The sequence below is a fragment of the Chryseobacterium jejuense genome, from assembly GCF_017877355.1.
Taxonomy (GTDB): domain Bacteria; phylum Bacteroidota; class Bacteroidia; order Flavobacteriales; family Weeksellaceae; genus Chryseobacterium; species Chryseobacterium jejuense_A.
On the sequence record NZ_JAGIPR010000002.1, the window covers coordinates 296,321 to 322,458 of the forward strand.

General features: G+C 35.6%; 22 protein-coding genes. 10 read left to right on the forward strand and 12 right to left on the reverse strand.

Going from position 1 to position 26,138, the window contains the following annotated elements:
* The first annotated feature begins 9 nt into the window (after positions 1 to 9).
* Positions 10 to 1,272, forward strand: coding sequence for a threonine ammonia-lyase IlvA (gene ilvA / locus J2772_RS05155; protein WP_209913953.1), 1,263 nt, complete (start codon positions 10 to 12; stop codon positions 1,270 to 1,272).
* 187 nt (positions 1,273 to 1,459) lie between these two features.
* Here the strand turns inward: ilvA and J2772_RS05160 are convergent, their stop codons facing one another.
* The 6 genes from J2772_RS05160 to alaS all read right to left on the reverse strand — a co-directional run bounded on the left by J2772_RS05160 (position 1,460) and on the right by alaS (position 11,985).
* Positions 1,460 to 2,929, reverse strand: coding sequence for a M20/M25/M40 family metallo-hydrolase (locus J2772_RS05160; RefSeq protein WP_209913956.1), 1,470 nt, complete (start codon positions 2,927 to 2,929; stop codon positions 1,460 to 1,462).
* A gap of 6 nt (positions 2,930 to 2,935) precedes the next feature.
* Entirely contained in the window at positions 2,936 to 3,172 is a 237-nt protein-coding gene (locus tag J2772_RS05165) for a hypothetical protein (protein WP_209913958.1), read from the reverse strand.
* 42 nt (positions 3,173 to 3,214) lie between these two features.
* Positions 3,215 to 5,611, reverse strand: coding sequence for a hypothetical protein (locus J2772_RS05170; RefSeq protein WP_209913961.1), 2,397 nt, complete (start codon positions 5,609 to 5,611; stop codon positions 3,215 to 3,217).
* Between the two features lie 223 nt (positions 5,612 to 5,834).
* Positions 5,835 to 7,649 (reverse strand): cytochrome-c peroxidase, encoded by a 1,815-nt coding sequence (locus J2772_RS05175; RefSeq protein ID WP_209913963.1) that lies wholly within the window; start codon positions 7,647 to 7,649, stop codon positions 5,835 to 5,837.
* 64 nt (positions 7,650 to 7,713) lie between these two features.
* Positions 7,714 to 9,192 carry an alkaline phosphatase PhoX gene (locus J2772_RS05180; RefSeq protein WP_209913966.1) on the reverse strand — a complete coding sequence of 493 codons (1,479 nt, stop codon included), beginning with the start codon at positions 9,190 to 9,192 and terminating at the stop codon, positions 7,714 to 7,716.
* A 189-nt stretch (positions 9,193 to 9,381) separates the two neighbouring features.
* Positions 9,382 to 11,985: an alanine--tRNA ligase gene (gene alaS / locus J2772_RS05185; RefSeq protein ID WP_209913968.1), complete on the reverse strand. Its 2,604-nt coding sequence runs from the start codon at positions 11,983 to 11,985 to the stop codon at positions 9,382 to 9,384.
* Positions 11,986 to 12,591: 606 nt separating this feature from the next.
* Between alaS and J2772_RS05190 the strand changes: the two genes are divergently transcribed.
* The 4 genes from J2772_RS05190 to msrB all read left to right on the forward strand — a co-directional run bounded on the left by J2772_RS05190 (position 12,592) and on the right by msrB (position 15,064).
* Entirely contained in the window at positions 12,592 to 13,143 is a 552-nt protein-coding gene (locus J2772_RS05190) for a sigma-70 family RNA polymerase sigma factor (protein WP_209913970.1), read from the forward strand.
* Between the two features lie 3 nt (positions 13,144 to 13,146).
* Positions 13,147 to 13,416 (forward strand): hypothetical protein, encoded by a 270-nt coding sequence (locus J2772_RS05195; protein WP_209913972.1) that lies wholly within the window; start codon positions 13,147 to 13,149, stop codon positions 13,414 to 13,416.
* A gap of 80 nt (positions 13,417 to 13,496) precedes the next feature.
* Positions 13,497 to 13,946, forward strand: coding sequence for a DUF417 family protein (locus J2772_RS05200; RefSeq protein ID WP_209913975.1), 450 nt, complete (start codon positions 13,497 to 13,499; stop codon positions 13,944 to 13,946).
* A gap of 17 nt (positions 13,947 to 13,963) precedes the next feature.
* Entirely contained in the window at positions 13,964 to 15,064 is a 1,101-nt protein-coding gene (gene msrB, locus J2772_RS05205; RefSeq protein ID WP_209913978.1) for a peptide-methionine (R)-S-oxide reductase MsrB, read from the forward strand.
* 43 nt (positions 15,065 to 15,107) lie between these two features.
* Here msrB and J2772_RS05210 read toward each other — a convergent pair whose 3' ends face one another.
* The 3 genes from J2772_RS05210 to J2772_RS05220 all read right to left on the reverse strand — a co-directional run bounded on the left by J2772_RS05210 (position 15,108) and on the right by J2772_RS05220 (position 17,614).
* Complete coding sequence (locus J2772_RS05210; protein WP_209913980.1) at positions 15,108 to 15,740, reverse strand: hypothetical protein; 633 nt, start codon at positions 15,738 to 15,740, stop codon at positions 15,108 to 15,110.
* A gap of 123 nt (positions 15,741 to 15,863) precedes the next feature.
* A complete protein-coding gene (locus J2772_RS05215) occupies positions 15,864 to 16,709 on the reverse strand; it encodes an ABC transporter permease (protein WP_209913983.1) in 846 nt (281 codons plus the stop codon).
* Between the two features lie 2 nt (positions 16,710 to 16,711).
* On the reverse strand, positions 16,712 to 17,614 hold the full coding sequence (locus tag J2772_RS05220) for an ABC transporter ATP-binding protein (RefSeq protein ID WP_209913988.1): 903 nt from the start codon (positions 17,612 to 17,614) through the stop codon (positions 16,712 to 16,714).
* Between the two features lie 116 nt (positions 17,615 to 17,730).
* On the opposite strand from J2772_RS05220, the gene J2772_RS05225 reads away from it, so the two are divergent.
* From J2772_RS05225 to J2772_RS05245, 5 genes are all read left to right on the forward strand, one after another.
* Positions 17,731 to 19,080, forward strand: a complete 1,350-nt coding sequence (locus J2772_RS05225) for an AAA family ATPase (protein ID WP_209913991.1) — start codon at positions 17,731 to 17,733, stop codon at positions 19,078 to 19,080.
* Between the two features lie 170 nt (positions 19,081 to 19,250).
* Positions 19,251 to 20,357, forward strand: coding sequence for an NAD(P)/FAD-dependent oxidoreductase (locus J2772_RS05230; RefSeq protein ID WP_209913993.1), 1,107 nt, complete (start codon positions 19,251 to 19,253; stop codon positions 20,355 to 20,357).
* 328 nt (positions 20,358 to 20,685) lie between these two features.
* Complete coding sequence (locus tag J2772_RS05235; protein ID WP_209913996.1) at positions 20,686 to 20,841, forward strand: hypothetical protein; 156 nt, start codon at positions 20,686 to 20,688, stop codon at positions 20,839 to 20,841.
* A gap of 189 nt (positions 20,842 to 21,030) precedes the next feature.
* Positions 21,031 to 22,143, forward strand: coding sequence for a peptide chain release factor 2 (prfB, locus tag J2772_RS05240; RefSeq protein WP_209913999.1), 1,113 nt, complete (start codon positions 21,031 to 21,033; stop codon positions 22,141 to 22,143).
* Between the two features lie 85 nt (positions 22,144 to 22,228).
* Positions 22,229 to 22,924: a DedA family protein gene (locus J2772_RS05245; RefSeq protein ID WP_209914002.1), complete on the forward strand. Its 696-nt coding sequence runs from the start codon at positions 22,229 to 22,231 to the stop codon at positions 22,922 to 22,924.
* Positions 22,925 to 23,062: 138 nt separating this feature from the next.
* On the opposite strand, the gene J2772_RS05250 is transcribed toward J2772_RS05245, so the two are convergent.
* The 3 genes from J2772_RS05250 to J2772_RS05260 form a co-directional block, all read right to left on the reverse strand.
* Positions 23,063 to 23,932 (reverse strand): alpha/beta hydrolase, encoded by an 870-nt coding sequence (locus tag J2772_RS05250; RefSeq protein WP_209914005.1) that lies wholly within the window; start codon positions 23,930 to 23,932, stop codon positions 23,063 to 23,065.
* A gap of 53 nt (positions 23,933 to 23,985) precedes the next feature.
* Positions 23,986 to 25,377, reverse strand: a complete 1,392-nt coding sequence (locus J2772_RS05255) for a serine hydrolase (RefSeq protein ID WP_209914008.1) — start codon at positions 25,375 to 25,377, stop codon at positions 23,986 to 23,988.
* Between the two features lie 132 nt (positions 25,378 to 25,509).
* On the reverse strand, positions 25,510 to 25,986 hold the full coding sequence (locus J2772_RS05260; RefSeq protein ID WP_209914009.1) for a tetratricopeptide repeat protein: 477 nt from the start codon (positions 25,984 to 25,986) through the stop codon (positions 25,510 to 25,512).
* Positions 25,987 to 26,138 lie beyond the last annotated feature (152 nt).

Sequence of the window (26,138 nt, forward strand, 5' to 3'; positions counted from 1 at the left end):
AAAAGAAGAATGAAGACGGGAGAAACCTATTTATCCGTGTTGGATAATGTGTACAAAGCAGCGGAAAGACTTAAAAATGTGTGCGTCATAACACCATTGTCTGTTAACAGAAATTTATCGGGAGTTCATAATGCTCAAGTGTACTTTAAAAGAGAAGATCTGCAAAGGGTAAGATCCTATAAAATTCGTGGGGCTTATAACAAAATGTCAACCATGGCTGAAAAGGAGCTTTCCACAGGAATTGTTTGTGCCAGTGCCGGTAATCACGCTCAGGGGGTTGCTTTTGCATGCCATACCATGGAAGTAAAGGGAACTATTTTTATGCCTTTACCCACTCCGGGACAAAAACTGGAGCAGGTTAGGATGTTCGGCGGGAACTATATTGATATTGTTTTGCATGGAGATACCTTTGATGAAGCAAAAGATGCCGCGATGAGGTTTTGTAATGAAAATAACGGAACATTCATTCACCCTTTTGATGATCCTGCGATCATTGAAGGGCAGGCAACAGCGGCATTGGAAATTCTTGAACAGTCAGATGAACCCATTGACTATCTTTTTGTACCTATAGGCGGTGGAGGATTGGCGGCTGGTGTTTGTTCTGTCTTTAAAGAATTGTCTCCTCAAACAAAAATCATTGGAGTAGAACCTTCAGCTGCAGCAAGCATGAAAAAAGCACTGGAAAATGGGAAACCCGTACATCTTGAAAAGATCAGTCGCTTTGTAGATGGTGCTGCCGTACAGCAGGTAGGAAATCTCACCTTTGAATTATGTAAAAATACATTGTATGATGTGGTTACGGTAGAAGAAGGGCTCGTGTGTGAAACTATTCTTTCCTTATATAATAAAGATGCTATTGTTGTGGAACCGGCCGGCGCTCTTTCTGTGGCGGCTTTAGAAAAGTATAAAGATCAGATAGAAGGGAAAAATGTGGTGTGTATCATCAGTGGAAGCAATAATGATATTACCAGAATGGAAGAGATCAAAGAAAAAGCTTTACTGTATGCAAACTTAAAACACTATTTCTTGGTAAGATTTCCACAAAGGCCGGGAGCATTGAAAACTTTTGTAATGGAGGTGCTTGGGCCTAATGATGATATTACCTTTTTTGAATACACTCAGAAAAATTCGAAGGAAAAAGGGATAGCCGTGGTAGGGATAGCATTGAAACAAAAAGAAGATTTTACTCCTTTGATGGATAACATGAAAAAACAGGATTTTTTTGTTAACTACCTCAACAATGATCCTTCCTTGATGAATTTGTTGATTTAATTTGAAATACATCCACATTTTTATTAGCCACAATTGCACGAATTATTGATTGTCTATAGATGAGGAAAACTAGATGCTGATATTTATGTAAGAAGAAAATGATAGCACTCAACTAAAAACCATTCTTTCATTCGTTGCATTATCAAAAGAAAACTCCGGCTCACATTCGTGAGCCGGAGTTGGTCATTTATCTTTCAAGCGTGAAATTCGAAATCACTTTCGGACGTTCAGCTTCATTAGCTACTTTCCATGATGTTCTGTACATCCATTCTGTCATTTTATACAGCTTCTTGTAGTTGATGTTTTCAGACTCATCCTGTGGAGTATGGTATTGGTCATGCAATACGCTGGTAAAGAATATTGCAGGAATACCCACTTTAGCATAGGGAAGATGATCACTTCTGAAGTAAAAATATTCAGCATGATTTGGGGAATCCCAATCTTTTAAATATTTGAATTTTGTACTTTCATTATTGGCATCTTCAGCCATTTTTACAAGCTCTTCAGAGTTTTTATGCGGAGCATTTCCTCCTAATAAAGCGGCTTCATTATTATCATTTCTCCCGATCATATCGCCATTAAGAACAGCTACGATATTTTCTTTCGGAACTACAGGATGAGCTGCATGCCATCTTGATCCCAATAAACCTCTTTCTTCAGCACCGTGGAATACAAACAGAATGCTTCTTTTTCCCGGTTGTTTTTTGTAAGCTCTTGCCATGGCCAGCATCGCAACGCAGGTACTTGCATTGTCATCTGCACCGTTGTAGATGGTATCGTTTTTTACAGGATGTCTGATGCCGTCGTGATCCTGATGTCCGCTTAATAAAACGTATTCTTTTTTAAGAACAGGATCTGTTCCTTCAATTTTCCCGATGATATTTACGGAAGGGTATTTGTAGGTTTCAGTCAGTAGATTCAGAGATACTTTAGGATTGTTTTTTACCCAGTTGGCATTCTCTCTTTTGATCCAGAGAACAGGAATATTATTCGTGATCTTTTCTCTTAATCCTTCCACGCCATACGTTCCTCTGGTCATTTGAGGAAGTACTTCCACCCAGCTTTTGTCTGAAATATCATCAGTAATGAAAATAATGGCTTTTGCTCCCAGTTCAGTAGCTTTATTGTAATATTTTGTTCTTACAAAACCAGGATATCTTCTTACAAAAAGAGTCATTTCTTTATCAATGTTCTTGTCAGAAGCATTTATTGCCAACACTTTTCCTTTAAGATTCAGTTTGGTAAGATCTTCAGGTTCTGTATTTCCAGCATAGACAATTTCTGCGTCTAAAGCAGCATTTACAGGCTCTGCAACTAGGAAATCTTTCCACAATTTCAATTGATTATCTCCAATCTTCAGATTGCTTTGTGGAGTCGTCTGATGTCTGTACATATCAAAAAACTGGAAAAAGGTACCATTATCACCAGCAGGTTTCATTCCGGCTTCTTTGGCTTTATCTGCCAGCCACATCGATACTTTTAATTCATCCAGAGTTCCTGCTTCACGGCCCCAGAACTGATCTGCTGCCAATTCATACATATCCTTTCTGAGATCAGCTTCTTTAATGGCTGATACCAGTGGCTTTTTATAGTTTTGGGCATTTCCGATACTGAATAAAAGAAGACCCAGTAAAGAAAAAATATAATTCTTATTCATTGGCTTTTAATTTAAACTGCCAAGCTTATCAGCAAACTGTTTGGAGAACTCTTTTCTGTCTTCTTCCAGTTTCTCTGTATTAGATGGCAAAATATAGTTGAAAAGGATTTTATCTTCGTTGTCTAAAAATATGATTTCTTTTTCATTTCCGTCAATCATTTGTGAGAAAATAGCCCACATGGAAGTATCTTTTAATTTTAATAATTCAAAAAAGCCTTCCGCTTTTATTTCTATTCTTTGCATATTCTTATAGGTATAATGTACGTTTTGAGTAATGGTAAGGAGTTAAAATTCAAGGAATTTTAGCTTAAACTGAATGGCAAAATTCTGTTTGAATTGCGGAGTCGCATAATAACCCACTCTGTAGAATAGTCCCAGATTGAAATAGCTGGAAAGGAAGTTATTCCATTCCAATCCCACTTCCTGATACAGATGATCCAGTTTTTTGAATTTGAACTGGTGGTATTCCGGATGTTTCATATCTCCAATGGTTCCACGCAGTACAAAATCGAAGCTTGAAACATTGTGTCCGAAACTTTTAAAGTACAACGGCAATTTATGGGTGAAATAATAGGCAACAAATTTGTCGTTGTAATATTTTCCACCTTCCAAAGTAGCAAAACCAAGGAATGAGGTAAGGTTAAAATTGAAATCTTTACCCGGAGAGGCAAGTCCGTTCATGGTGAAGTTCTTCCATATTGGAGCTTCTCCTAAAACAACCCCGCCATATAATCTGAAACCTGTGGTTCCTATTGGAGTTTTAAAATTATGTACAAAAAGGGCATCAAAACGTGAATAATTGAAACTTCCACCAGCCATTTTGTAGCTCTGCTCATAATTGAAATACAACTCCGGATATTTCTGATCAATCAGAGATTTTCCCTGTGGCGTCATAATATTGGTAGAGTTCGGCGAGTATTTTAATGTAAATAAGGTATTGAAATTCTTGAAGGAAGAACCACTATCTCTGAACTGATAATCAAACTGAGCTTCCTCAATATTTCTTCTTATGGCAAGTGCAAGGGTAAGTCCGTTGGTTACATCATTCAGATAAGATAATGAAGCCCCTTTGAAGTGGAAATATTTATCATTGTTCAGGTTATTTCCAAAGTTCATCATTCTCATTTTGAAGTTCCAGAGTCTTCTGTAGAATTCTCCTGACGCTGTTACATCATCATAAAAATCAAATCTGAAGAATGAATTTTTTTCCAAAGTTGTTTTGATATCTATTCCCATCCCATATTTCCATCTCCTGTCTTTTACGCCATACGCAAAATAATAGTCCGGTGAGAAATAAGGGTTGAAATTTTCATTGATCTTCACTTTTAATCCCAGCCTGAATCCTTCGTAGGAATTATAGTTGGCAATTTCGTCTACAGCAAAATCTAGAACACCCACTCTTATCTGCCCGTTAAGCAACCCCGAAATGATCTGTGCTTTGCTGTCAATTTTATATTTTTTACCAAGGCTGTCGATAGTCTTATATGTATTATATTCTCTTTCAGTGAGTTGTTCTGTTCTGTACTGATCCAGAGAATGTCCGTCAATACTTTTTACAGAGAAGGTATACCCTTTGAAATCTTTAGGCTTTTCTTCAATAGGAGAGGCAAAGTCAAAATATTTCGAGGTAAGGAAGGCATAAGTTCCAAAGCTTCTTTTATCCTTTTTGTCGGTATGTTCCTTGTCATCCATAGCCATTTTACCCATTTTAAGCTTGGTGGTTTCATGGGAAAGGAACCATTTGTTGTTGTAGAAAATCCAGGTACTGGTAATGATTCCATCATTCTTACTTTTACTGAAATTCTCAATTTTTTTAATTCCATAAGTATCAGTATCAATATAGATAGCTCCTGTGTATTTTGTTTTCTTATCAGGATTTTTATAATTGACTTCACGGAAGCGGATGACAAAGTTTTTTCTTCCGTCAAGTTCTATGGTATCGGAAAGGAAATATCGGTAAAGGCCTCTGTTTTCCGGTTTTACCTGTTCCGGAATAATATCTCTGTTACTTTGCTGAAGAGCAATCATTTCATAGACCGGCTGTTTCAGACCTGAAATTCTGTTGTCAAGAATATTGATCTTTTCGCCATACTTTTTGGAATACAGAAACTCCTGTGCTCTTTCCCAAAGGAAGAGTTTGCTTTTTGCGAATATCTTTCTTGCACTGATGTTATTCAGCGAGTCTTTTTCTCTCTTTTTCTTGAAGAAATTTAAATCATTAAAATACTGATTGAATTGAGTTAGGCTATCCTCATCAATATCCAAAGAGATTTTTTCGTAAGATTTATAAGCGTAAGAACCTAAACTTTTAGGGGAATTTTCATGGAACAGTTTGTTTACTTTTTTAAGGATTTCCAAAGCTCTTGGATCACTTTTGTCCTCAATCACTACTGTTTCAATATTGGTTGTTTTTGAAGATTTTTTACTTAGTGAAACCTCCATGCTGCTTTCTATAGGTGTTGTCCCATTTTGATACAACTCAGCTTCTACCTCAATGTTTTTGCATGCTGTTTTAAATTCCAGAACTCCCTGAGTATTGGTATAGCCAAGAATAGTATTGCCACAGAAAACCTTGGCATTAGAAATAGGCTTCTGGCTGGAGTCATCAACAACTTTAATTCTAAATTGTGAGTGCCCCCAAAAGCAAATCAGGAAAAATAATAACTGTAAACCCCTTTTCATGTAAAAAAACTAGGTCAAAATTAATAATATTTATTGTGGTATAAAAGTTTTTAACACAGTATAACATTGATTTAATCTAAGATAGGGATGGAATTTTCCCAAAAGATTAATTTTAAATTTTGAAGACAGATTATCTTTCTGAAGTTTCTGAAAATTCCCAATAAAAAACTCCTGAATTCTATCTGTTCAGGAGTTTTTTACCGTTGCTTAAATTCAGTATTATTTATTGGTCATCTAAAGCCTTCATAAATTCAATAATATGATCTATTTCAAGTTCAGTTAGCTGCAAAGGAGTATCAGAAAGTGTTTGGTTTTCTACCTTGAATCCGAAACCTTTTCCACCTCCTTTATTATAAAAGTTCATGACATCTTTCAATGTTTTATAACCTCCGTTGTGCATATAAGGTGCTGTTTTATGAATGTTTCTGAGAGTAGGAGTTTTGAAGGAATGCTGTAATGCAGCTACTGTTTCATGAAACTTTCCTCTTCCCAGGTCATTGTCAAATGTTTTATTGTCTCCATTCGTTGCTATCCCTAATATTTCCTGTTCTGTTTTTTTGAAAGTAGGGGGAACGGTACCATTGAACAAAGGAATAAAATGACATATTGCACATTGGGCTTTTCCAATAAAGAGGTTAAACCCTCGTTTTTGGTTTTCGGTCATTGCCGATTTATTTCCCTGCATATATTCATCAAAATTGGAATTGAACTTTGCCAAGGAACGGATATAGCTGGCTAATACATTCTGAAGCTGCCATACCTCTGTTTTTTGGGAATGATAAATCTTTTTAAATGCAGCCTGATAGTTTTTATCTTGGTTAATTTTGTCAAGAATGACATTTAAATCACCATGCATTTCTTCTTTATTAGAGATAACATCTGAGCTTTGCCCTTCCAGATCATCCTTCCTCATATCCCAAAACTGACCATGCTGAAATCCAGCATAGTTGAGGGAAGGAGAATTTCTTGCAAGTTTTGAATTTTCAAGCGACATAGATCTCGCAAGTCCATCAGTAAAAGCTTTTTCTGGAATGTGGCACGTTGCACAGCTGCGGTTGTTATTATTTGATAACATATTATCATTAAAAAGCTGCTGCCCAAGAGCTGCCTTTTGTTCAGAAAAAGCATATTCTTTTCCAGGTGTGAAAGCATTCGGATTGAAGGCATTTTTAGAAAAAAATGTATCAGCATTTTTGTTTAAGGCGGTCGTTACCTCTACATCAGGAATTTTTTCCTGATTTTTAAAATCAAGCATCAGAGCGGTGATCTTATTGAGATGATCCGGTATAAAGCTTATATAATCAAATGTATTCTTATCCGTATTTTTTTTCAGGACTTCTGTAGCAGCATTGATCTCCATTATAATACTTTTTAGAGCTTTATCTTTTGATCTTACGGTTGATATTTGTTCCAATGTTTCCCTAATACCTTCAAGTGAAAAAGGAATTTCCTTTAAAAAAACTCCGGAAATAGGGGTGTCAAAACCTGAAATACCTAAACTGGAAATTCTGAAAGCTTCCTGTCTCAAAGCATCAAAAACCTGATCTTTGCTGATGGTAATGACCTGAAAATTGGTTTTTATAGTGTTGCTTTTATTGATGAGTTTGTTCAGCATTCTGGTCACCTCATCTTTATTTTCTTTTTGGTAAGGATAAAACATTTCTTCCAGAACCTGCAGTCCTTCGGGTTCTATTTCTGTATGTTCATCCATTTCTATTTCAGGAAGTGCCGGCCCGTTAATGAATCGGGCAGAGTGGGGAAGAAAGTATTCTATAGCCCATTCCATTTTTTTGTAGGTCTTTCTGATATTTTCAAACTTCTCCTGAAGAAGTTTTTCATCAGAGTCCTTAGAAACAAGGGTTTTCAGTTCATTGATTTGTTTTTCAAAATCACTGTTGTTGGTAATGATTCTGTTTTTTACAGAACCCAGGTCTTCGTAAACCGGCTGCTGCTTTTCTCCTTTACAATATGAAAGGACAAGAAGTGCTGTTGCGGAATATAAAAGAAGAAGTATCGGATATTTTGAAAGTTTTTTCATAAGTATGAAAAAGTATCAACAGGGATTTTCTGTTGATACTTTGATTGATATGAAGTAATTAAAACTATTTTTCTACGTTTCGGATAATTACAATTTGTCCACCTTCTTTGTTGGTGTTGACTCCGGAACCGTCAGGGTTTTTAAATTTATCCAACTGCCATGTGTGAGAGTGGATATTAACGGCAAATGTATTAGGAACCCCGATGATATCAGAAATGTCAACCATTGCTCCATATTCCCATGAACCGAATTTCTGAAGGTCTCCGGATTGGTTGTATGCTGTATTCCATGCAGAATTACCTCTGTTATGTTTCATATTCAACCATGGCTTATATTGCTTTGTAGCGATATTCAATTGCCAGATATGAGAATCATGGTTGGCTGCTTTGTAATAGGAGTCTCCATCTTCCTGGATGTAAACATAATTTTCAGTTACACATAAATTATCAGGATTAATCAGGTTATTGCCCGGATTAGAATCTCCTTCCGCAACTACTTCTAATTTTCCTGTCAGCATATTGCTGGAGTTAAGAACAAGTTTGTACACTCTTCCCCACATTGTTAATCCCGGTTTTGGATTTACCCCATCGGAAGATTCTCCGGTAGCAGTAAAGTAGATCTCTCTTCCTTTTCCTGCCCCTTTTCTGTAATCTACGTCTTCTACCCTTGAAAAACGGATTGCATTATTATCAATGTTTTTCTGGTTGATCTGAGCTCCGGTAAGATTTTTGGCGTTAGGAATCTCAACAAACTCCACATCGTAGGTGTTTCCTTTCGTTATATCTGTTTCAGTATAATTATTATTTGTTCTTTTCAGAGCATATAGTTTACCGTTGTTCAGGTCTCCCTGAGTGTCTGCTACATACATGATCAGCTGTCCTGCAGACTGGTGAGATGAAGAATAAGACTGGTCTTCACCGATCAGGATATAAGATTTTCCATTGGAAACATCCTTAGGAAGGGGAACTGCATTTTCCATAGAAGCTTTTCCTAAAGCCGGTTTTACTCTGGTTTTATCGGATGCCTGAGATGCGGGAGCCAATGGGTCTAAAGCGTGAACCATACTTTCTTCACCAGATTCTCCTGCAGTAAGGAATGCACTGAAACCATGAATTTCAGGGGTTGCCAAGGTAGCAGAGCATAATCTTGTCATTCCGCCTGTTCCATTTAAAATATATTCTCCTTTTATAGGTCTGAAAGTTTTATCCAGATATACTCTTGATACAGATTGTTTGATCTCGTGGTTGGTAATCATCAGATAACCGTCAGATTTAGGATCTTTCATGATTCCCATTCCATCCGGCTGTCCTCCGAAAACAAAATCAGGAGAGCCTGGAAGAACATCAGAACTGGAAATAAGTGTGGTAATATTTAAGTTTTCAAAACCAGTCATCCCATACACAAAAGCGGACTCTTTAGAGAAGTTTTCAATCTTGACCTTGTCATTGATAGGAGTATTTTCACCTCCGTTATTGTCATCGTTACAGCCTTGAAAAACAAGGGCAGCAAAGATTAAGGTTCCAATAGTTTTGTTAATTTTCATAATTAATTTTTTAAATTTCGATTATGACAAAACTAAAGGTTTAGTGTTAATTAGACTTTACGGGGAGAAAACAAATAGCTTAAGATTAAGGAAGGATTTGTTAAGGAATAGTCAATAATTAGAACGAATATAAATAAAAAAACTCCTGAATTGAACAATTCAGGAGTTTTCAATATGTTGAACTATTTTTTAAATATTCAGAGCTTTTTGGTAAGCATTTTCCAATCCGTCAAGGTTTTTACCACCAGCAGTAGCAAAACCAGGATTTCCACCACCACCACCTTGAATTTCTTTAGCAAGATCTTTTACAATAGCTCCTGCCTGATATTCTGCTGCCAGATCCTCAGAAACTCCTACAGTAATCATTGGTTTACCATCGGCATCAGAAAGAATGATCGTTACCGAAGTTGGGATCTCTCTCTTCAACTGGAATACAATATCTTTAACAGAACCCGCATCCAGAGAAGTCTTTTTCACTAACAACTGCTTGTTGCCTTTCTGTTCGTAAGCATTCTTCCAGTCACCGATTTCTCCTTTTGCTTTTTCCTTTTTAAAAGCGTCTACTTCAGCCTTTAATGAGGCATTTTCCTCGATTAATTTCTCGATAGATCTTACAACATCTTTAGACTTCAGCAATTGAGAAAGTTCAATGATCTGTTGTTCAAGATTCTTAAAATATTCTTCAGATTTGTCTCCTGAAATCGCTTCAATTCTTCTGATCCCTGCAGCAGCAGACCCTTCAGAAGTGATTTTGAAAAGACCGATCTCGCTGGTGTTTTTAACGTGAGTTCCCCCGCAAAGTTCCTTAGAACTTCCGAACTGGATCATTCTCACATTGTCACCATATTTTTCTCCAAATAAAGCCATTGCTCCTTTCTCCAAAGCTTCCTTAATCGGAATACTTCTGAATTCCTGTAATGCAATGCTTTCTTTAATCTTGTGGTTTACTTTTTCTTCAATTAAAGCAATTTCTTCTTCAGTCATCTTATTGAAGTGAGAGAAGTCGAAACGAAGATAATCAGGACCTACGTAAGACCCTTTTTGCTCTACATGAGTTCCCAGAACATCTCTTAACGCTTCATGTAAAAGGTGAGTTACAGAGTGGTTGGCCTGAGAGTTCTTTCTGTCAGTAGCATTAACTTTAGCATAGAAAACAGCACCAGCATCTTTTGGAAGACCGTTAATTAAAGAAATGATAAGACCATTTTCCTTTTTAGTTTCCAGTACTTCGAAGCTTTCTGTAGCGTTTTCAAGAACACCCTTGTCTCCAACTTGTCCACCGCCTTCTGGGTAGAATGGAGAGCTGCTTAATACCACCTGGTAAAATTCACCGTCTTTATTTTCTACCTTTCTGTATCTTGTAATATACGTTTCAGATTCAATCTGGTCATATCCAACAAATGATTCAGGTTTTTCTTCTAAAACAACCCAGTCGTATACTTTCTGAGCAGAATCTGCTTTTGAACGAAGTTTTTGTTTTTCCATTTCAGCTTTGAAGCCTTCTTCATCAATCGTTAATCCTTTTTCCTCAGCAATAATTCTTGTTAAGTCATCAGGGAAACCATAGGTGTCATACAATACAAAAACCTCTTCGCTTGGTAATACTTTTAGATTATCAGCAATGGTTTGTTGAACTAATTTATCAACTCTGATCAGACCATTTTCAATGGTTTTTAAGAATGAATCTTCTTCACTTTTGATGACTTCAGAAACCAATTTTCCTTGCTTTTCAAGCTCAGGGAAGAAAGGTCCCATTTGTGATTGTAATACAGCAACCAATTTATAAAGGAAAGGTTCTTTCATTCCTAAGAATCTGTAAGAATAAGAAATCGCTCTTCTTAAAATTCTTCTGATCACATATCCTGCACCTCCGTTAGAAGGAAGCTGCCCGTCTGCAATCGCAAAAGAAACGGCTCTGATATGGTCTACTACCACACGGATTGCAATATCTTTTTCGTCTTCTAAAATTCCTGTGTATTTTTTTCCTGAAAGTTCTTCAACTTTAGAAATCAGTGGTGTGAAAACGTCTGTATCATAGTTGGAAGATTTTCCCTGAAGCGCCATACAAAGACGTTCAAAGCCCATTCCCGTATCAACGTGCTGAGCAGGAAGTTTTTCCAGAGACTTATCAGCCTTTCTGTTGAACTCCATGAAAACCAGATTCCAAACTTCCACAACTTGAGGGTGGTCATTATTCACTAATTCAAGCCCTGAAACTTTAGCTTTTTCTTCAGGAGTTCTCAAGTCAACATGAATCTCTGAACAAGGTCCGCAAGGTCCGCTTTCACCCATTTCCCAGAAATTATCCTTCTTATTTCCGTTGATGATTCTATCCTCTGCAATATGAGATTTCCAGAAATCATAAGCATCCTGATCTCTGTCAAGGTTTTCAGATGCATCTCCTTCGAAAATCGTTACATATAAATTCTCTTTTGGAATTCCGTATACTTCAGTCAATAATTCCCAGGCAAAAGCAATAGCCTCCTTTTTGAAGTAATCCCCGAAAGACCAGTTCCCTAACATTTCAAACATAGTGTGGTGGTAAGTATCTCTACCTACATCATCCAAATCATTGTGTTTTCCTGAAACTCTTAAACACTTTTGTGTATCGGCAATTCTTGGGGCCGTAGGTGTTTTGTAGCCAAGGAAAAAGTCCTTGAACTGCGTCATTCCTGAGTTGGAAAACATAAGAGTAGGGTCGTCTTTCAGCACAATAGGAGCTGAAGGAACGATAAGGTGCTCCTTACTTTTAAAATAGTCTAAAAATTTTTGACGTATCTCTTGTGATGTCATAGTATTGCTTTTGCTTTTTTTAGTATCAAATTTTGATAAGATGCAAATTTAAGATTTTTAGGTGATTTAATATCTAATATTTGATATTTTCAGGAGTGATTTATTAAATATTTGATATAATAGTTTCTTATCCCAATGAATATTTTGGTAATGTTCTTTTTAACACGCAAAGTTTTGTGAACCATCCCTAAATATTTTAAGGTGCAAGGAAATGTTTTTAATGTTGTTGGATTTTTTTAAACCATTAGATTCAATAAGGTGATAAGGGAAGTTAAGAATAGCTTTGCTTTAAGGATAAAGCTTATTAAAAATCGGAAGATTTTTTCTTAACTTAACTAAACTTCTTTAATAATCTTAAAGGTTTAAAATATACTTAGTTCATATAGTTTCAAATAAATAAAAATTCGTGTATTCGTAGCCAATAAACCAGTATACAATGTTATCGGAGATAAAATCTTTGCGGCTTAAAAACACCCTCATTATCTAAAATCTTTTGCGTCTTGCATTTCCAACAAGAAACCATTCGCTTCCAAAATGTTTTTTGTTCATCTCCATTTAACTTATTACCTTCGCTAAGATCTGAATAAGATAAAAAACATACATACAATGATGAAAAACGAGATCCTGAAAATCTGGATAGAACAATACTCCGGACCGCTTCTGAAGAAGGCTTTATATCTGCTTTCCAATAAAGAAGATGCTCAGGATGTTGTTCAGGATGTCTTTATTGCAGCCTTTTCCAATTATGATTCCTTTGAAGGGAAAAGCCAGCCGCTGACTTGGTTAATGGCTATTCTGAATAGAAAAATTGCAGATTTTTACCGGAAAAAATATAAATCGGAACCCAGTGTAAAATTGGATCATTTTTTTGATGAAACAGGATCATGGAAAAATAATGATGTATTAAATGATTGGAATGTTTCAACGGAATCTGAGCTTCTGGATAATCCGGATTTTAACAAAACCCTCGAAGAATGTATTGAAGAATTACCTGCCAGATGGAAAATTTTACTTAAAATGTACTACATCGAAGAAAAAAAAGCACCTGATGTGAGTCAGGAATTAAATTTTTCTACGACTAACCTTTGGAAGATTCTTCAAAGAAGCCGTATGCAGCTTAGAGAATGTCTGGAATTTAATTGGTTTTCAAGATTATAAAAAATGATAAGAAAAATTCTACATATGTTGTTTTTACCATGCATTGAAGCCACTTTGCTTATGGAAAAACGAAATGCTCAAACAATTTCTGCCGGAGAAAACAGAAGGTTGAGCATCCATATATTTGTTTGCAAATGGTGTAAGGTTTATAATGAAAAACTGAAACTACTGGATAATATTTTTAAAAAGACAATTACAGAAAAGAATACTGAAATTAATGAATCTGAAATTCAGGATTTTAAAAATAAAATGATGGATAAATTAAATTTCTAAGAAAAAAATTGTCAGGATTTTGAAATTGTTCCGACTATACTTTTGAAAATAATAAAAGTATTCATTCAAAATCTTAAAAAATGATAGGAACAGGAAAAACATCGGGCAAAAATCAATCAACGTATACTCTGGGGTATTATATTTCTCTTTTCGGAGCAGCACTCATCTTACTTTGGATTGGGATTTTCAAATTTACTCCAACTGAAGCCTCTGCAATAAAACCTTTGGTGGAAAACCATTTCTTAACTTCTTTCGTATATAAAGTAATGAGTGTTCAGACAGTGTCAAACCTTATCGGAACGATAGAAATTATCATTGCTTTACTACTCATATTTAGTGCGAAATTTGCTGTATTAAAAAGATACGCCGGAATAGGAATGATTGTCATTTTCCTGGTAACGTTAAGCTATCTGTTTACCACTCCCGGGACGTGGAAAATAGTGGATGGAGTTCCTGTTACAGACTTTTTTATATTGAAGGATCTGATGCTTTTAGGATTTGGACTCATGATTTTACAAAATAAACAATAATGAATAAAAAGCTAAATATGAAAAATATATTAATTGTACTCGGTATTATTCTGGGTATTGCAGTTTTTGCTGCAGAAAGTGGGCTTTTTAAAAAGAATAAGCCCGCTGAAACAGACGTGAAAAAAGAAAAACAGGAAATTATGGATAATAAAAACGTAAGGGAAATTTATTTTGCAGGCGGATGTTTCTGGGGAACAGAGCATTTTTTTCAACAGATTCGTGGAGTGGTGGGAACGGAAGTAGGCTATGCCAACGGGAAAACTCAGAATCCTACCTATGAAGAAGTAGTAAGCCATACAACAGGTTTTGCAGAAACAGTGAAAGTAAAATATGATCCTGAACAAGTGGATTTGAAGTTATTGATTGATCTGTATTTTAAAACCATTGATCCTACAAGTCTTAATCAGCAAGGGAATGACAGGGGTGACCAATACAGAACAGGAATTTATTATACAGATAAAGCCGATGAAGCTCTTATAAAAGGTGAAGTTCAGAAGCTGGCAAAAGGATATAGCAAACCGGTTGTAGTAGAAACAATTCCTTTGAAGAATTTCTACAAGGCAGAAGACTATCATCAGGATTATTTAGATAAAAATCCGGGCGGATATTGCCACATTGAACCGGGGCTTTTTGAAATGGCTAAAAAAGCCAACCCGCTTCCTAAAGCAACTACCTATCAAAAGCAGGATAAAAAAGTTTTAAAGCAAAAACTAACTGCAGAACAATATAATGTAACGCAGGAAAACGGTACAGAAAGAGCTTTTCAAAATGAATACTGGAATGAAACCCGGGAAGGCATTTATGTAGACATCACCACAGGGGAACCGTTGTTTATTTCAACAGATAAATTTGAATCCGGCTGTGGATGGCCAAGTTTTTCAAAGCCCATTACGAAAAGTTTGATTGATGAAAAACTGGATCGTACCCACGGAATGACAAGGGTAGAAGTAAGAAGTAAAATCGGGGATGCTCACTTAGGACATCTTTTTACGGATGGACCGGAAGATAAAGGCGGACTTCGTTATTGTATCAACAGTGCTTCCCTAAAGTTTATTCCAAAAGCAGAAATGGAACCAAAAGGATACGGAAAATATCTTCCGTTGTTAGATAAAAAGTAATGTGAAAGGAAGGCTGCCAATTGACAGCCTTTTATTTTTTGAATTAATGCCACATTTGAAATCGTTCTTTAATGCTGAGCATGGAGATATTCAGAAATATGAGAAATCCAAAAATAACATAGAATGACTGTTTGGGAAGATCAGGTAAATATTTTAAAGTATCAAAGCCTTTATAATGGCTTTCTTCGCTGTAATAAATAGTGTTGGCCTCAGTTCCACAAATATCATTATAATTTCTTTCAATTTTATCCGAATCTTTATATTCATGAAGAGCAAAAAAATGCCCTGTTTTTTCCATATCGACACCATACATTTCCTGATGAGAAAGTGTCATCGCATCAATAAGTGAAATAAAATCCTGATAACTATTATTATCGTTGATGATAAATTCTATTCCAGATTCTTTCTCATTTCTTGTCTGCAACTTTTTAAGTTCTGAAACATACAATTTCTGATTTTGCAGAGCCGTATTAGGGGAGACAATTATCTTTTTATAACTCCAGTTTCTGTAAGGCTCAAAAGTATTGTCAAAAGTTCTATTGGGTCTGACTTTCGCCGGAAGCCCAAGATCCATTACACTATATGGTGGATGAACCCTCTGATTTCCATAATACCAGAATAAAATAGGAATCAGTACAGCACTGATCAATCCGGGAACGTAGTATATTTTTTTCATGCTTAGTTTTTGACAAAGCAGAATGAAAATATTAAGCCAAAAAAAGTGATCCGAAATCGAACCACTTTACAATAATCTTTAAATATTTTAATTATTCAATCTTTAAATTCTAAACATTAAGATCTACCAATCTCTTTTCTTCAGAATCCAGTATGATCCAACGATAAAAACAGCACACCATACCAAACAGGCTATAAGGCTTTCTGTAGGATAGTGGAACTCATATTTCAGACCCATCATTTTGGCCATATTGAGCCTCATCATCGGATTGGGAATAAGATTAGACATGCTTTCCAATGGCAAAAGATGCGTGATAAAAAAGTCATTTTGTAGGATCTCATTTCTTTGTGGGCCCTGCATTCCTTTTACTTTTGTGAAAACTTCAAGCGCAGTTAAAATTCCTTCGCCAATCCAGAACACAAAAAGAGCCAGAAAAACGAAGACTGATTTTCTTAGCAAAATGGACAGGAACATTAAGAAACAGAAGAATGTAAATAGTTTCACAAAATAATTTCCAACGAAGAAAATTTCTCCGAAAACCTTTGATGACTCTGTAGTATTTGAATATTGATATCCTAATAACATCGTAATAACAAATACAATTATGGTAGAAAAAATGGTGAAAATACTTATCGTGAACAGTTTTGAAGTGATGAATTCTTTTCTGCTCAATCCGTCAATTGTATTTTGTTTGAACATCCGGTTGCTGAATTCCTGTGAAATGGAAAAAACAATGATCAGTCCCAGGAAAATTTTCAATAAAGCAACAATCCATGTGGTAAAGTTCCAGATTTCAGGAAAATTATAAATGCCCTGTTCTTTCAGGTTAACAGTTCCTCCAAAAACATCAAAATCTACCAAACCTATGAAAAGCAATGCGATAAGAATAGCAAAATAAAGAAGTGTGAAAACTTTAAAAGGTCTGTAGTTCAGATTTTTATAATATTCTAGTTTTAGTAATTTGATCATGATTAGTTTGTGTTTTTTACAAGTTCAAGGAATTGAGATTCAAGAGACAGCTTTTTCTTGGTCAGATGAGATAAGAAAACACCTTTCTCTGCCAATTTTTGATTCAAGGCCGAAGCCGAAATCGATGCATCATCACGGATCTGCGCTTTAATAAGCTCTCCTTCCTGATGTATGGAAGTAAACCATTGGAGTTCATTCAGGGTATTTAAAAGCAGGGCGTTGTTGTCTGCCTTTAATTCAAAATAACCATTGTTGGACGTCATCTCATCCACCCTTCCACAGTAGATGGAATTTCCCTCTTTCAATACAATCACATGACTGCATATTTTTTCAATTTCATCCAGAAGATGGCTGGCTATAATGATGGTAATGCCTTGTTTTGCAATATTATTGATGATATTCCGGATTTGAATGATTCCTTCAGGATCAAGTCCGTTTGTTGGCTCATCCAAAATCAGAACCTCAGGATTATTCAGCATGGCAGAAGCAATCGCAAGACGTTGTTTCATTCCTAAAGAAAAAGTTTTGAAAGTATCTTTTCTTCTCTCATAAAGGTTTACGATTTTCAATACCTCTTCAATCCTTGAGTAAGGAGTTTCTTTGATTTCCGCAACAATTTTAAGGTTGGTTTCAGCACTCAGATAAGGATAAAAGTTAGGCTGTTCAATAATGGCTCCTATTTTCTTTAACGTTTCAGGATCTGTCCCTTTCTTCCCAAACCAAAACCAGTCTCCGCTTGTAGGATTAATGGTTGAAAGTAACATCCCGAAAGTCGTGGATTTACCACTTCCATTGGGGCCCAGAAGTCCGTAAACATTTCCTTTTTCGACGTCAAAAGAAATATTGTTGACCACAACTCTCTTGAATTTTTTTGTCAGATTCTTTACTGATAAAATTTTTTCCATGTATTTTGTTTTACATAGTAGTAGTCTATATAAATTAGGGAATGTTACAGAATTATCATAAATCAATTTAAATTTAATGGTAAATACATTAAATTTGATAGAATTAATCAACAGTTATGAAGCTAATTAAACTCGCAGAAGAACTGAATGTTTCTGCAGAAGCGATAAAACAGTTTATACAGGATTTTGATCTGGAATTGGTAGACTGCATCAGTACCAACTTTGAAGTAAAAGAGGATTTTGAAAAATTTGCCCGTGAAAATGTAGATTTCTTAAGGCTGTATGAAAAAGATCTGGACAAGAATAAAACGTTGGAACAGATTGCTGAAGTCATCAACCAGCCAAAGGATAAAGTAGAAAAAGCAATTAAAGACAATAATCTTAATATTTTTGATAATGGTTTTTTCAAATCTTCCATTTCCAGTTATGGAATCGATAACAAGCTGGGTGGGAATTATCAATTTGTATATGACTATTTCGGACACAAAACCAGCCTCCAGCAAAGAGATTTTATAGGCTACAGAGACCTGTTTTTTTATACATCAGCAGTTCTTGAACCATTTTTAAATCCTCAACAGATTAAAGACTGGGGAATCAATAAACCAGCTGGAATTATTTTATATGGACCTCCGGGAAGCGGTAAGATTTTCTGGGCCAATAAAATTGCTGAAATCATAGGCTATCAGTTCAAAGAAGTGAAAAAACATTATCTGGGAACATCATTGATTGACGGTAATCAGATCAATTTCAGTGATTTTCTTTTAACTATGATGAAAGAAAATAAAATGCTGCTTTTCCTTGATGATTTTGATGAAATTATGATGCAAAGGAAAGCAGAGAATGATATTTCATCCTGTAATCTGGAAGCTCAGGAACTTATTCTCCACTATATCGAAAAATTTGAAAAAGAAGGAGTGCTGATGGTTGGTTCTGCGAACTCTGTAGCAGAAATTGATGAAGAAATTTTAGCTCCCGGAAGGTTTGATGTGATGATTCCCATATTCCCGCCTAATGCGTCAGAGCGTTCAGAGATTATTTTATACGCTATGACGAGAGGGCTTGAAGAAGATTCCTTGTTATATAAGATCCTTAAAAATAATAAAGCAGATAAAGTTCCTTTCTGGCATGATGCTGCTTCAAGAATGAAAACCTTTAGCAATACCATGCTGATTGATTTTACTCAAAGTTTAAAGAAACGAATTAAAAACCTTTATCAGAGAACCAGAAACGAAAAGCTTAAAATCGATCAGAAACTTATCAATGGAGCGTTAAGAGATGCCGCTGCAAAGCTCACTGAAGAATACCTCGATCAGGTAGCCCAATTTTTGGCAGATGTCATCATTAATAATTTTGACGAATTCCGTTTCAGAATTCAGGCTTTAAAAAATGAACTCGAAACCTATAAAGTGGTGGAAGAACCCAGACGTGCAATTGGGTTCCATCACAATGGAGAAAAGGAAGAATAGGCAGGATATGAGATTCGGGGTACGAGTTATGAAATGTTGGAATATCAGAAGTTAAAGCTGTAATCATCCAATAATTTCCTTTTTCAACCCCCTTTGTCTATCATCTATCCGTCTATTATCTCTTCGTCTCATGTCTTCCATTATCATCAATTACTCATCACTAATTACTCATGGTCAGCGTCTGGGAACAGGAAACCTTTTACCGTACAAGAGATATTATCATCATTGGGGCCGGATTCTCCGGGCTTTGGACAGCTATTTCCATTAAGGAGAAGTTTCCTGAGAAATCTGTATTGATTATTGAAAGAAATGCTGTTCCATTAGGGGCTTCCACACGAAATGCCGGTTTTGCCTGCTTTGGAAGCTTTACAGAAGTAATTGGTGACTCTAGAAAGATGGGTTGGGAAAAAACATTGGATCTCGTTAAAATGAGGTTTGAAGGGCTTCAAAAGATCAAACAGTATTTTAAAAGCGATGAAATAGACTTTGAACTCAGTGGCGGCTACGAAATCCTGAATAATGACGAACCTCTGCTACATATAAACGAAGTGAATGAAAAACTTAAGTCTGTAACCGGACTTGAAGAAACCTATTCCTTACAACAGAATAAAATAAAAGAATTTGGGTTGGGTAAATCTCAGTTTCTGATTGAGAATCCATGTGAAGGAAGCCTGCATTCCGGAAAACTGTTGCAGAAGCTTATGGAGAAATGCTACGAGTTGAAGGTTGAGTTTTTGTTGGGAACTGAAGTGAAAAATATAGAAGAAGCCTCTGATAAGGTGAATATCTACTTTTCAGAGGGAATTTCTGTAAAAGCCGATCAGTTAATCCATTGCACCAATGCATTCAGTTCAAAATTCCTGGAAAAGGAAAATATAGTGCCTGCCCGGGGACAGATTCTCCTGACGGAACCTATAGAAAACTTAAAGTTAAAAGGAACTTTTCATTATGATGAGGGCTTCTATTATTTTAGAAATCTAGGGAACCGTGTGTTGTTAGGTGGTGGAAGAAATCAGGATTTTAAAACGGAAGAAACCACCGCTTTTGAAACCACAGAGTTTCTGCAGCATCACTTAGAAAATTTCCTACAGGAAGTTATTTTACCCAATCAGGAATTTAAGATTGCATTACGCTGGTCAGGAATTATGGCGATGGGAAATGAAAAAACACCAATCGTAAAAAAACTTTCAGAAAGACAGCTTTGCGCAGTACGGCTTTCCGGAATGGGAGTGGCATTGGCTCCGAAAATTGGTGAAATGATTACCACTATAATTTAAATACAATGAAATATTTACCTTTTGAACATATTATTTATAGTACCAATTTGTCTGAAGAAGAAGTTATCACAAGACTTTCCGGCTGTGTTGAACCTACAAAATTTGGTTTTAGAAAAAGATCAGACAAAGAATACGAAGGGATATATATGAGAACGGTTTTGAAATCAATAGAATTATAAAAAACAGGAATTCTTTTGCTCCTGATATAAGTGGAATCATTCAGAAAAATAATAATAGGGTACAAATTGAGGTTAAAATGAGGCTGAAGTGGTATGTACTCATTTTTCTGATAGGTTGGTGTTCGTTAGTAATGCTTTTCTTACTGGTTATGTTAGCTAAAGAAAGAGATATAATAGACATTTTTCTTCCGATATTTATGCTGGTGTTTGTGTATGCTTTAACAATGATTGGCTTTAAAATAGAAAGTAATCAATCAAAAGATGATTTTAAAAAGTATTTTGAAGCAGAAATAAAGAGAGAATAAAAGACAATAGACGAAGAGATAATAGATGTGAGATAGAGAAAAAGGTTCTAAGAAAGATTAAAAGATGAGACTTGCTTTATTGGGAATTTTAAACTTCAAACCTTAAGTTTTAGATCACGAACCTTGAACATTGCTCTCTTAGCTTTCCACTCTAAAAGAATTCCTTATTTTTGCAAAAAAGAAAGAATCGTGATAAACAACGACCAGATAAAAGAAGTTCAATCCAGAATTGAAGACTTACATAGATATTTACAGATTGAAAAAAAGAAGATCGAAATAGCCAATGATGATGAAAAGACAGCGGCTCCTGAGTTTTGGGATAACCCTAAGACTGCAGAAGCTTTTCTGAAGCAGCTTCGTTCCAAGAAAAAATGGGTGGAAAGTTATGATGAAATTCATTCCCAGTTTGAAGACATGCAGGTATTGGTTGACTTTGCTAAAGAAGATCCCGATTCAGAAAAAGAATTGGATGAAACATTTCCACAACTGGTAGAAAAAATTGAAGACCTTGAGTTCAAGAATATGCTTTCCAATGAAGGTGATGAATTGTCTGCGGTTCTTCAGATCACTGCCGGAGCCGGAGGAACAGAAAGTTGTGACTGGGCATCCATGTTGATGAGAATGTACACGATGTGGGCAGAAAAACAGGGCTATAAAATCCGTGAACTGAACTTCCAGGAAGGAGATGTAGCCGGAGTGAAAACTGTTACCCTTGAAATAGAAGGAGAATTTGCTTTCGGATATTTAAGAGGCGAAAACGGAGTTCACAGATTGGTAAGAATTTCACCTTTTGATTCTAATGCAAAACGTCATACCAGTTTCGTTTCCGTGTATGTTTATCCTTTAGTAGATGATACGATCGAAATTAATATTAACCCTGCTGATATATCTTTTGAAACGATGAGGTCTTCCGGAGCCGGAGGTCAGAACGTAAACAAGGTAGAAACAGCAGTACGTCTTCGTCACGCACCTACCGGAATTATCATTGAAAACTCAGAATCCCGTTCTCAGCTTCAGAATAAAGAAAAAGCAATGCAGCTCTTACGTTCCAGATTATATGAAATGGAATTGGAAGAACGTATGAAGGCCAGAAATGAGATTGAAGCCAATAAAATGAAGATCGAGTGGGGAAGCCAGATCAGAAACTACGTCATGCACCCTTACAAATTGGTAAAAGATGTACGCTCAGGTCATGAGACCTCGGATGTGGATGCTGTAATGAACGGAAATCTGACTCCTTTCCTTAAAGCATTCCTGATGGCCGATGGTACCGCAGTTTCTGATGATGATCTCGACCTATAAATATTATTTGAAATTTTAGTTAAAATCTTATAATTAATTTTTGTTTCAGACATTTTAGACTTACTTTTGCTGTTCATCGATATATATGGAAGATTTCAATAGCTGGAAGGATTTATTAAACCCGGAGTTTTATATTAAAATGGGAGGGTTTTGGCTTATTTTATTTATTGTTTTTGCTGAAACAGGTCTTTTTGTAGGTTTTTTTCTACCCGGAGATTCACTATTGTTCGTTTCAGGAATTTATGCCGTTGAAATCATCAAAGAGACGTTTGGATCTACAGGAAGTGATTTCTTAGATACAACGATCCTTGCCTCCGGAGTAGCGCTTGCTGCCATTGTAGGAAATGAAGTAGGGTATTATTTTGGAAGAAAAACAGGTCCTGCTTTGTACAAAAGACCGGATTCAATGCTTTTCAAGAAGAAATATCTTTATCAGGCGCATGATTTCTTTGAAAAACATGGTGCGCTGGCAATTATTATGGCAAGATTCTTACCTGTGGTAAGAACCTTTACTCCAATTGTTGCAGGGATTGTGAAGATGGACAAAAAAGAATTCCTAAGAGATAACGTTATAGGAGCAGTTCTATGGTCATTTATTTTGATCTTTGCAGGACATTATCTTGATAAACTTTTCATGGAGCAGTTTAATATTAATCTGAAAGAAAAGTTAGAATACATTATCATTGTAATTGTATTGGTAACAACACTTCCGGTGATTATCAAATTTATGTTCGGAAAGAAAGAAGACTTTTCTAAATACGAAAACAAGGATTTTGAATAGAATTCAAATCCACTAAAAATACAAAGGCTGTCTCATTTCGGGATAGCCTTTTTTTTAGCCATGAATGCCCGAATAAAAAGATTTGTACATTTCGTGACTAACTTTTATATAAATTTAGTTTTTAGAGGCATGGATAGATTACTTGCTAATCCAATCCAGAATATTCGGATAGATAATACTGTCTCTTTTTCTTTTGCTGAAGAACCTCGGTGCATGGCCTGTTTTCTCCATAAAGACAAATTTGTGGGGAATATTCATAAGAGTAAGCGCTGAATCCATAGCAATACCCTGATGCTGGTTGACCAAAAAGTCATGATTTCCCTGAAATAATAAAGTAGGAACATGGGTGATATTGGCAATAGGACTGGCTTCTTTAAAGGCTTCTGAAAGATTTTTACGGTCAAATTTAGTCCCTACAACCTTTTGAATAGTAGGAGAGGTGTATTTAGAATAAAAAGAATTCAGATAGTCAGGGCTGTAAAAATCGGTAGGACCGCTTAAAGAAATAATTTTTTTAATCTGATCCGGATGCTGGTAACCATACAGTAAAGCCAGATGTCCGCCGGCACTTTCACCAAGAATAACATAATTATTGGGCTGAAGTTCTGCTTTTTCTGATAAAGAATTAAACTTTTCAATTACAGAGCTAATATCCTCAAGCTGTTGTTTATAAGTGATTTTTTTCTTTTGAGAAACCAATCGGTAATTCATGTTGATGCTTGGGATCTTATTTTTGAAAAGCATTTTCTGGATCTGGATCATGTGTTCCTTTTTTCCCAGTGACCAGGCTCCACCATGCACAATAAGAACAACAGGAGAGTTTTCAGCGTAATTTTTGGGAAGAAAAACATCCATTTTTTGTCTTTTATGCTCCCCATATTTTAAGTTGTAGATTTTCTGCTGACCTCCAGGGCCTACCCAAACTCTGAATTTTGTATTACAGGATTGCAAAAGGAAACTGATGCTTCCCATAACAAAAAAATGATACCTGAGAATGAACTTTTTCATTAATTAAATTTACAAAAAAATTGATGTATTATCAATGATAGATATCAAAATACTTAAAGTCTTTCAGCGGTTTTTGATGAAAGTCCTTTTTTGATGCTGATAACATCTTTTTCTCCTTTCTTGATAATGAAAGAAATTTCGCTGTCATCATCCTGCAGGAAAAATACATCCTCTTTTTCAGCCAGCATTCTCACTTTGGGAGTAGTAGTATTCTGAATAAAGAGCTGACCATTTTCGTACAGAATATGAATAATACTATCGTCCGCAAGTTTATAATTACCGGCATATTTTTTAAGTAAATCAGTACTTAAAGTGACTTCTTTCTTAGGTTGTGGAAGAGTATAGGTTTGATCTAAAAGTGCTGCTAAAATAGTGTTCCCAGCTTTTTCCAATTTTTTACTCGTGATATTATTGAGAAGAATAATGCTGAGATCCTCTTCAGGAAGCATAGCAAAATAGCTTGTAGAACCTTCGATATTTCCACCATGGTTGATGAGTTTTTTTCCATATAGATCATCAATAAACCATCCGTAACCATAGCCGCTCAAATAAGGTGTTGCAGCTTTTTTAAATGTTTCTTTGGATACAATTTTATAGTCTCTTAATCCTTTATAATAATTGTAAAGGTCTTCAGTCGTACTGTAGATCTGTCCTGCAGGTCCTGTTAATGTTGAATTCCAGACTTCTGTTTTTTCCTGTCTTGTATTTGAAATATAAGAATAAGGAACTGTTTTATACTGGCTTTTCAGAGCCAAGTAGTTAAATCCGGTGTGAGTCATATTCAGTGGATTTAAAATATTTTTCCTTATTGCATCTTCATAAGAAAGTCCCGTTATTTTTTCAATAATAATTCCTAGCAGGATATATCCTGAATTGGTATACGAGAATTGAGTACCCGGTTCAAAAGCCAGAGGTTCTTTTTTAAAAAAAGAAAGCTCTTTATCTTTGGTAATACTTTTTCCGGTGTGAAGCAGGCTGAAATATTCCTTGTTTTGTAATACTTCGTAGATGCCTGAACTGTGGGTAAGGAGGTGTTCAATGGTGATTTCATTTCCTCTTGGATAATCGGGAATATACTTTAAGATAGGATCATGTACAGAAAGTTTTCCCTCTTCACTTAATTTTATAATCATTAGCGCTGTGAAAGACTTGGTCAAAGAAGCAATCTGGTAGGCACTTTCGTTCTGATTGAGGATCTTTTTTTCTGCATTTTGCCAGCCGTAAGACTTTTCAAAAATGATTTTATTCTGATAATGGATTAAAGCTGTTCCATTAAATTTATTGATAGCTGTGTAAGCTCTTATGATACTGTCTATTTCTTGCTTTTTCTTTTCCTGATCTATAGTGCTGATATTCGTTTCAGTCTGGGCTTTTAAAGGAGAGCAAAATATGCTGAGCATAAAGATTGAGCATAGTAAGGCTAAAATGGAGAATTGACGGCGCATAGTATCAGATTTAAAAAACGGTTAAAAGTAAGCGGATTTTTTTATGTTGTTAGTACATAGTTTATTATCTATAAGAGTTTGAATACTAAACTGAAGATAGCTTTATAATTTATCTGGGAATTGTGTAGCAAGTTATAAGTTTTCAGCATAGCGACTCAGGGAATTATTGTATCTGGGTAAATGTTTTGAAATTGCTTTTAGGGTTAGTGATAATGCTTCTTTGTATTCTCCTGCTGAAGAAAGGGAAAGAGCTAGAAAAGAATCCACTGCATCATTCAGTTCATCCGAGTAGTTTTCTTTTTCTTCTCTTAAAATATGGATGCTTTCTTCTATTTTTCCGTTATTCCTTAATGTACTTGCTAGTTGAATCCTTGCCCTTCTTCTTCGTAAATCGGATAATCCCAGGTCTAATGCTGCTCTGTATAACGGTTCGGCTTCCTCTTCATGTCCGGTGGAGTCAAAGGCACATGCCACTTCAAACTCCGCAATGCCTTGTGAATCTGAAAGTAGGAGGACATGATCTTTAATCTGTTGAATAAATACTTCGTTAGTTATTGTCCCAAGCTTCTGCCAGATACTCTGTAATTGGATTTCCCAGTTTTCATCCATTCTATAGGTTTTAAACAAAGATATGAAATATTGAAAGTGGAGTAGTGTTTTATCATTCTCATCATTCTTAAAATTATTGTCATATTATGAATTAAAAAATGGAATTAAATATTTATTTTTGTTGAACTTAACAAAGATTAAAAAAACATTAA

What these genes read in the sequence shown, in the direction of transcription:
- ilvA (WP_209913953.1), top strand. Translation starts at nt 10, where the DNA reads ATGAAGACGGGAGAAACCTATTTATCCGTGTTGGATAATGTGTACAAA.
- J2772_RS05160 (WP_209913956.1), bottom strand. Translation starts at nt 2,929, where the DNA reads ATGAATAAGAATTATATTTTTTCTTTACTGGGTCTTCTTTTATTCAGT.
- J2772_RS05165 (WP_209913958.1), bottom strand. Translation starts at nt 3,172, where the DNA reads ATGCAAAGAATAGAAATAAAAGCGGAAGGCTTTTTTGAATTATTAAAA.
- J2772_RS05170 (WP_209913961.1), bottom strand. Translation starts at nt 5,611, where the DNA reads ATGAAAAGGGGTTTACAGTTATTATTTTTCCTGATTTGCTTTTGGGGG.
- J2772_RS05175 (WP_209913963.1), bottom strand. Translation starts at nt 7,649, where the DNA reads ATGAAAAAACTTTCAAAATATCCGATACTTCTTCTTTTATATTCCGCA.
- J2772_RS05180 (WP_209913966.1), bottom strand. Translation starts at nt 9,192, where the DNA reads ATGAAAATTAACAAAACTATTGGAACCTTAATCTTTGCTGCCCTTGTT.
- alaS (WP_209913968.1), bottom strand. Translation starts at nt 11,985, where the DNA reads ATGACATCACAAGAGATACGTCAAAAATTTTTAGACTATTTTAAAAGT.
- J2772_RS05190 (WP_209913970.1), top strand. Translation starts at nt 12,592, where the DNA reads ATGATGAAAAACGAGATCCTGAAAATCTGGATAGAACAATACTCCGGA.
- J2772_RS05195 (WP_209913972.1), top strand. Translation starts at nt 13,147, where the DNA reads ATGATAAGAAAAATTCTACATATGTTGTTTTTACCATGCATTGAAGCC.
- J2772_RS05200 (WP_209913975.1), top strand. Translation starts at nt 13,497, where the DNA reads ATGATAGGAACAGGAAAAACATCGGGCAAAAATCAATCAACGTATACT.
- msrB (WP_209913978.1), top strand. Translation starts at nt 13,964, where the DNA reads ATGAAAAATATATTAATTGTACTCGGTATTATTCTGGGTATTGCAGTT.
- J2772_RS05210 (WP_209913980.1), bottom strand. Translation starts at nt 15,740, where the DNA reads ATGAAAAAAATATACTACGTTCCCGGATTGATCAGTGCTGTACTGATT.
- J2772_RS05215 (WP_209913983.1), bottom strand. Translation starts at nt 16,709, where the DNA reads ATGATCAAATTACTAAAACTAGAATATTATAAAAATCTGAACTACAGA.
- J2772_RS05220 (WP_209913988.1), bottom strand. Translation starts at nt 17,614, where the DNA reads ATGGAAAAAATTTTATCAGTAAAGAATCTGACAAAAAAATTCAAGAGA.
- J2772_RS05225 (WP_209913991.1), top strand. Translation starts at nt 17,731, where the DNA reads ATGAAGCTAATTAAACTCGCAGAAGAACTGAATGTTTCTGCAGAAGCG.
- J2772_RS05230 (WP_209913993.1), top strand. Translation starts at nt 19,251, where the DNA reads ATGGTCAGCGTCTGGGAACAGGAAACCTTTTACCGTACAAGAGATATT.
- J2772_RS05235 (WP_209913996.1), top strand. Translation starts at nt 20,686, where the DNA reads ATGTTAGCTAAAGAAAGAGATATAATAGACATTTTTCTTCCGATATTT.
- J2772_RS05245 (WP_209914002.1), top strand. Translation starts at nt 22,229, where the DNA reads ATGGAAGATTTCAATAGCTGGAAGGATTTATTAAACCCGGAGTTTTAT.
- J2772_RS05250 (WP_209914005.1), bottom strand. Translation starts at nt 23,932, where the DNA reads ATGAAAAAGTTCATTCTCAGGTATCATTTTTTTGTTATGGGAAGCATC.
- J2772_RS05255 (WP_209914008.1), bottom strand. Translation starts at nt 25,377, where the DNA reads ATGCGCCGTCAATTCTCCATTTTAGCCTTACTATGCTCAATCTTTATG.
- J2772_RS05260 (WP_209914009.1), bottom strand. Translation starts at nt 25,986, where the DNA reads ATGGATGAAAACTGGGAAATCCAATTACAGAGTATCTGGCAGAAGCTT.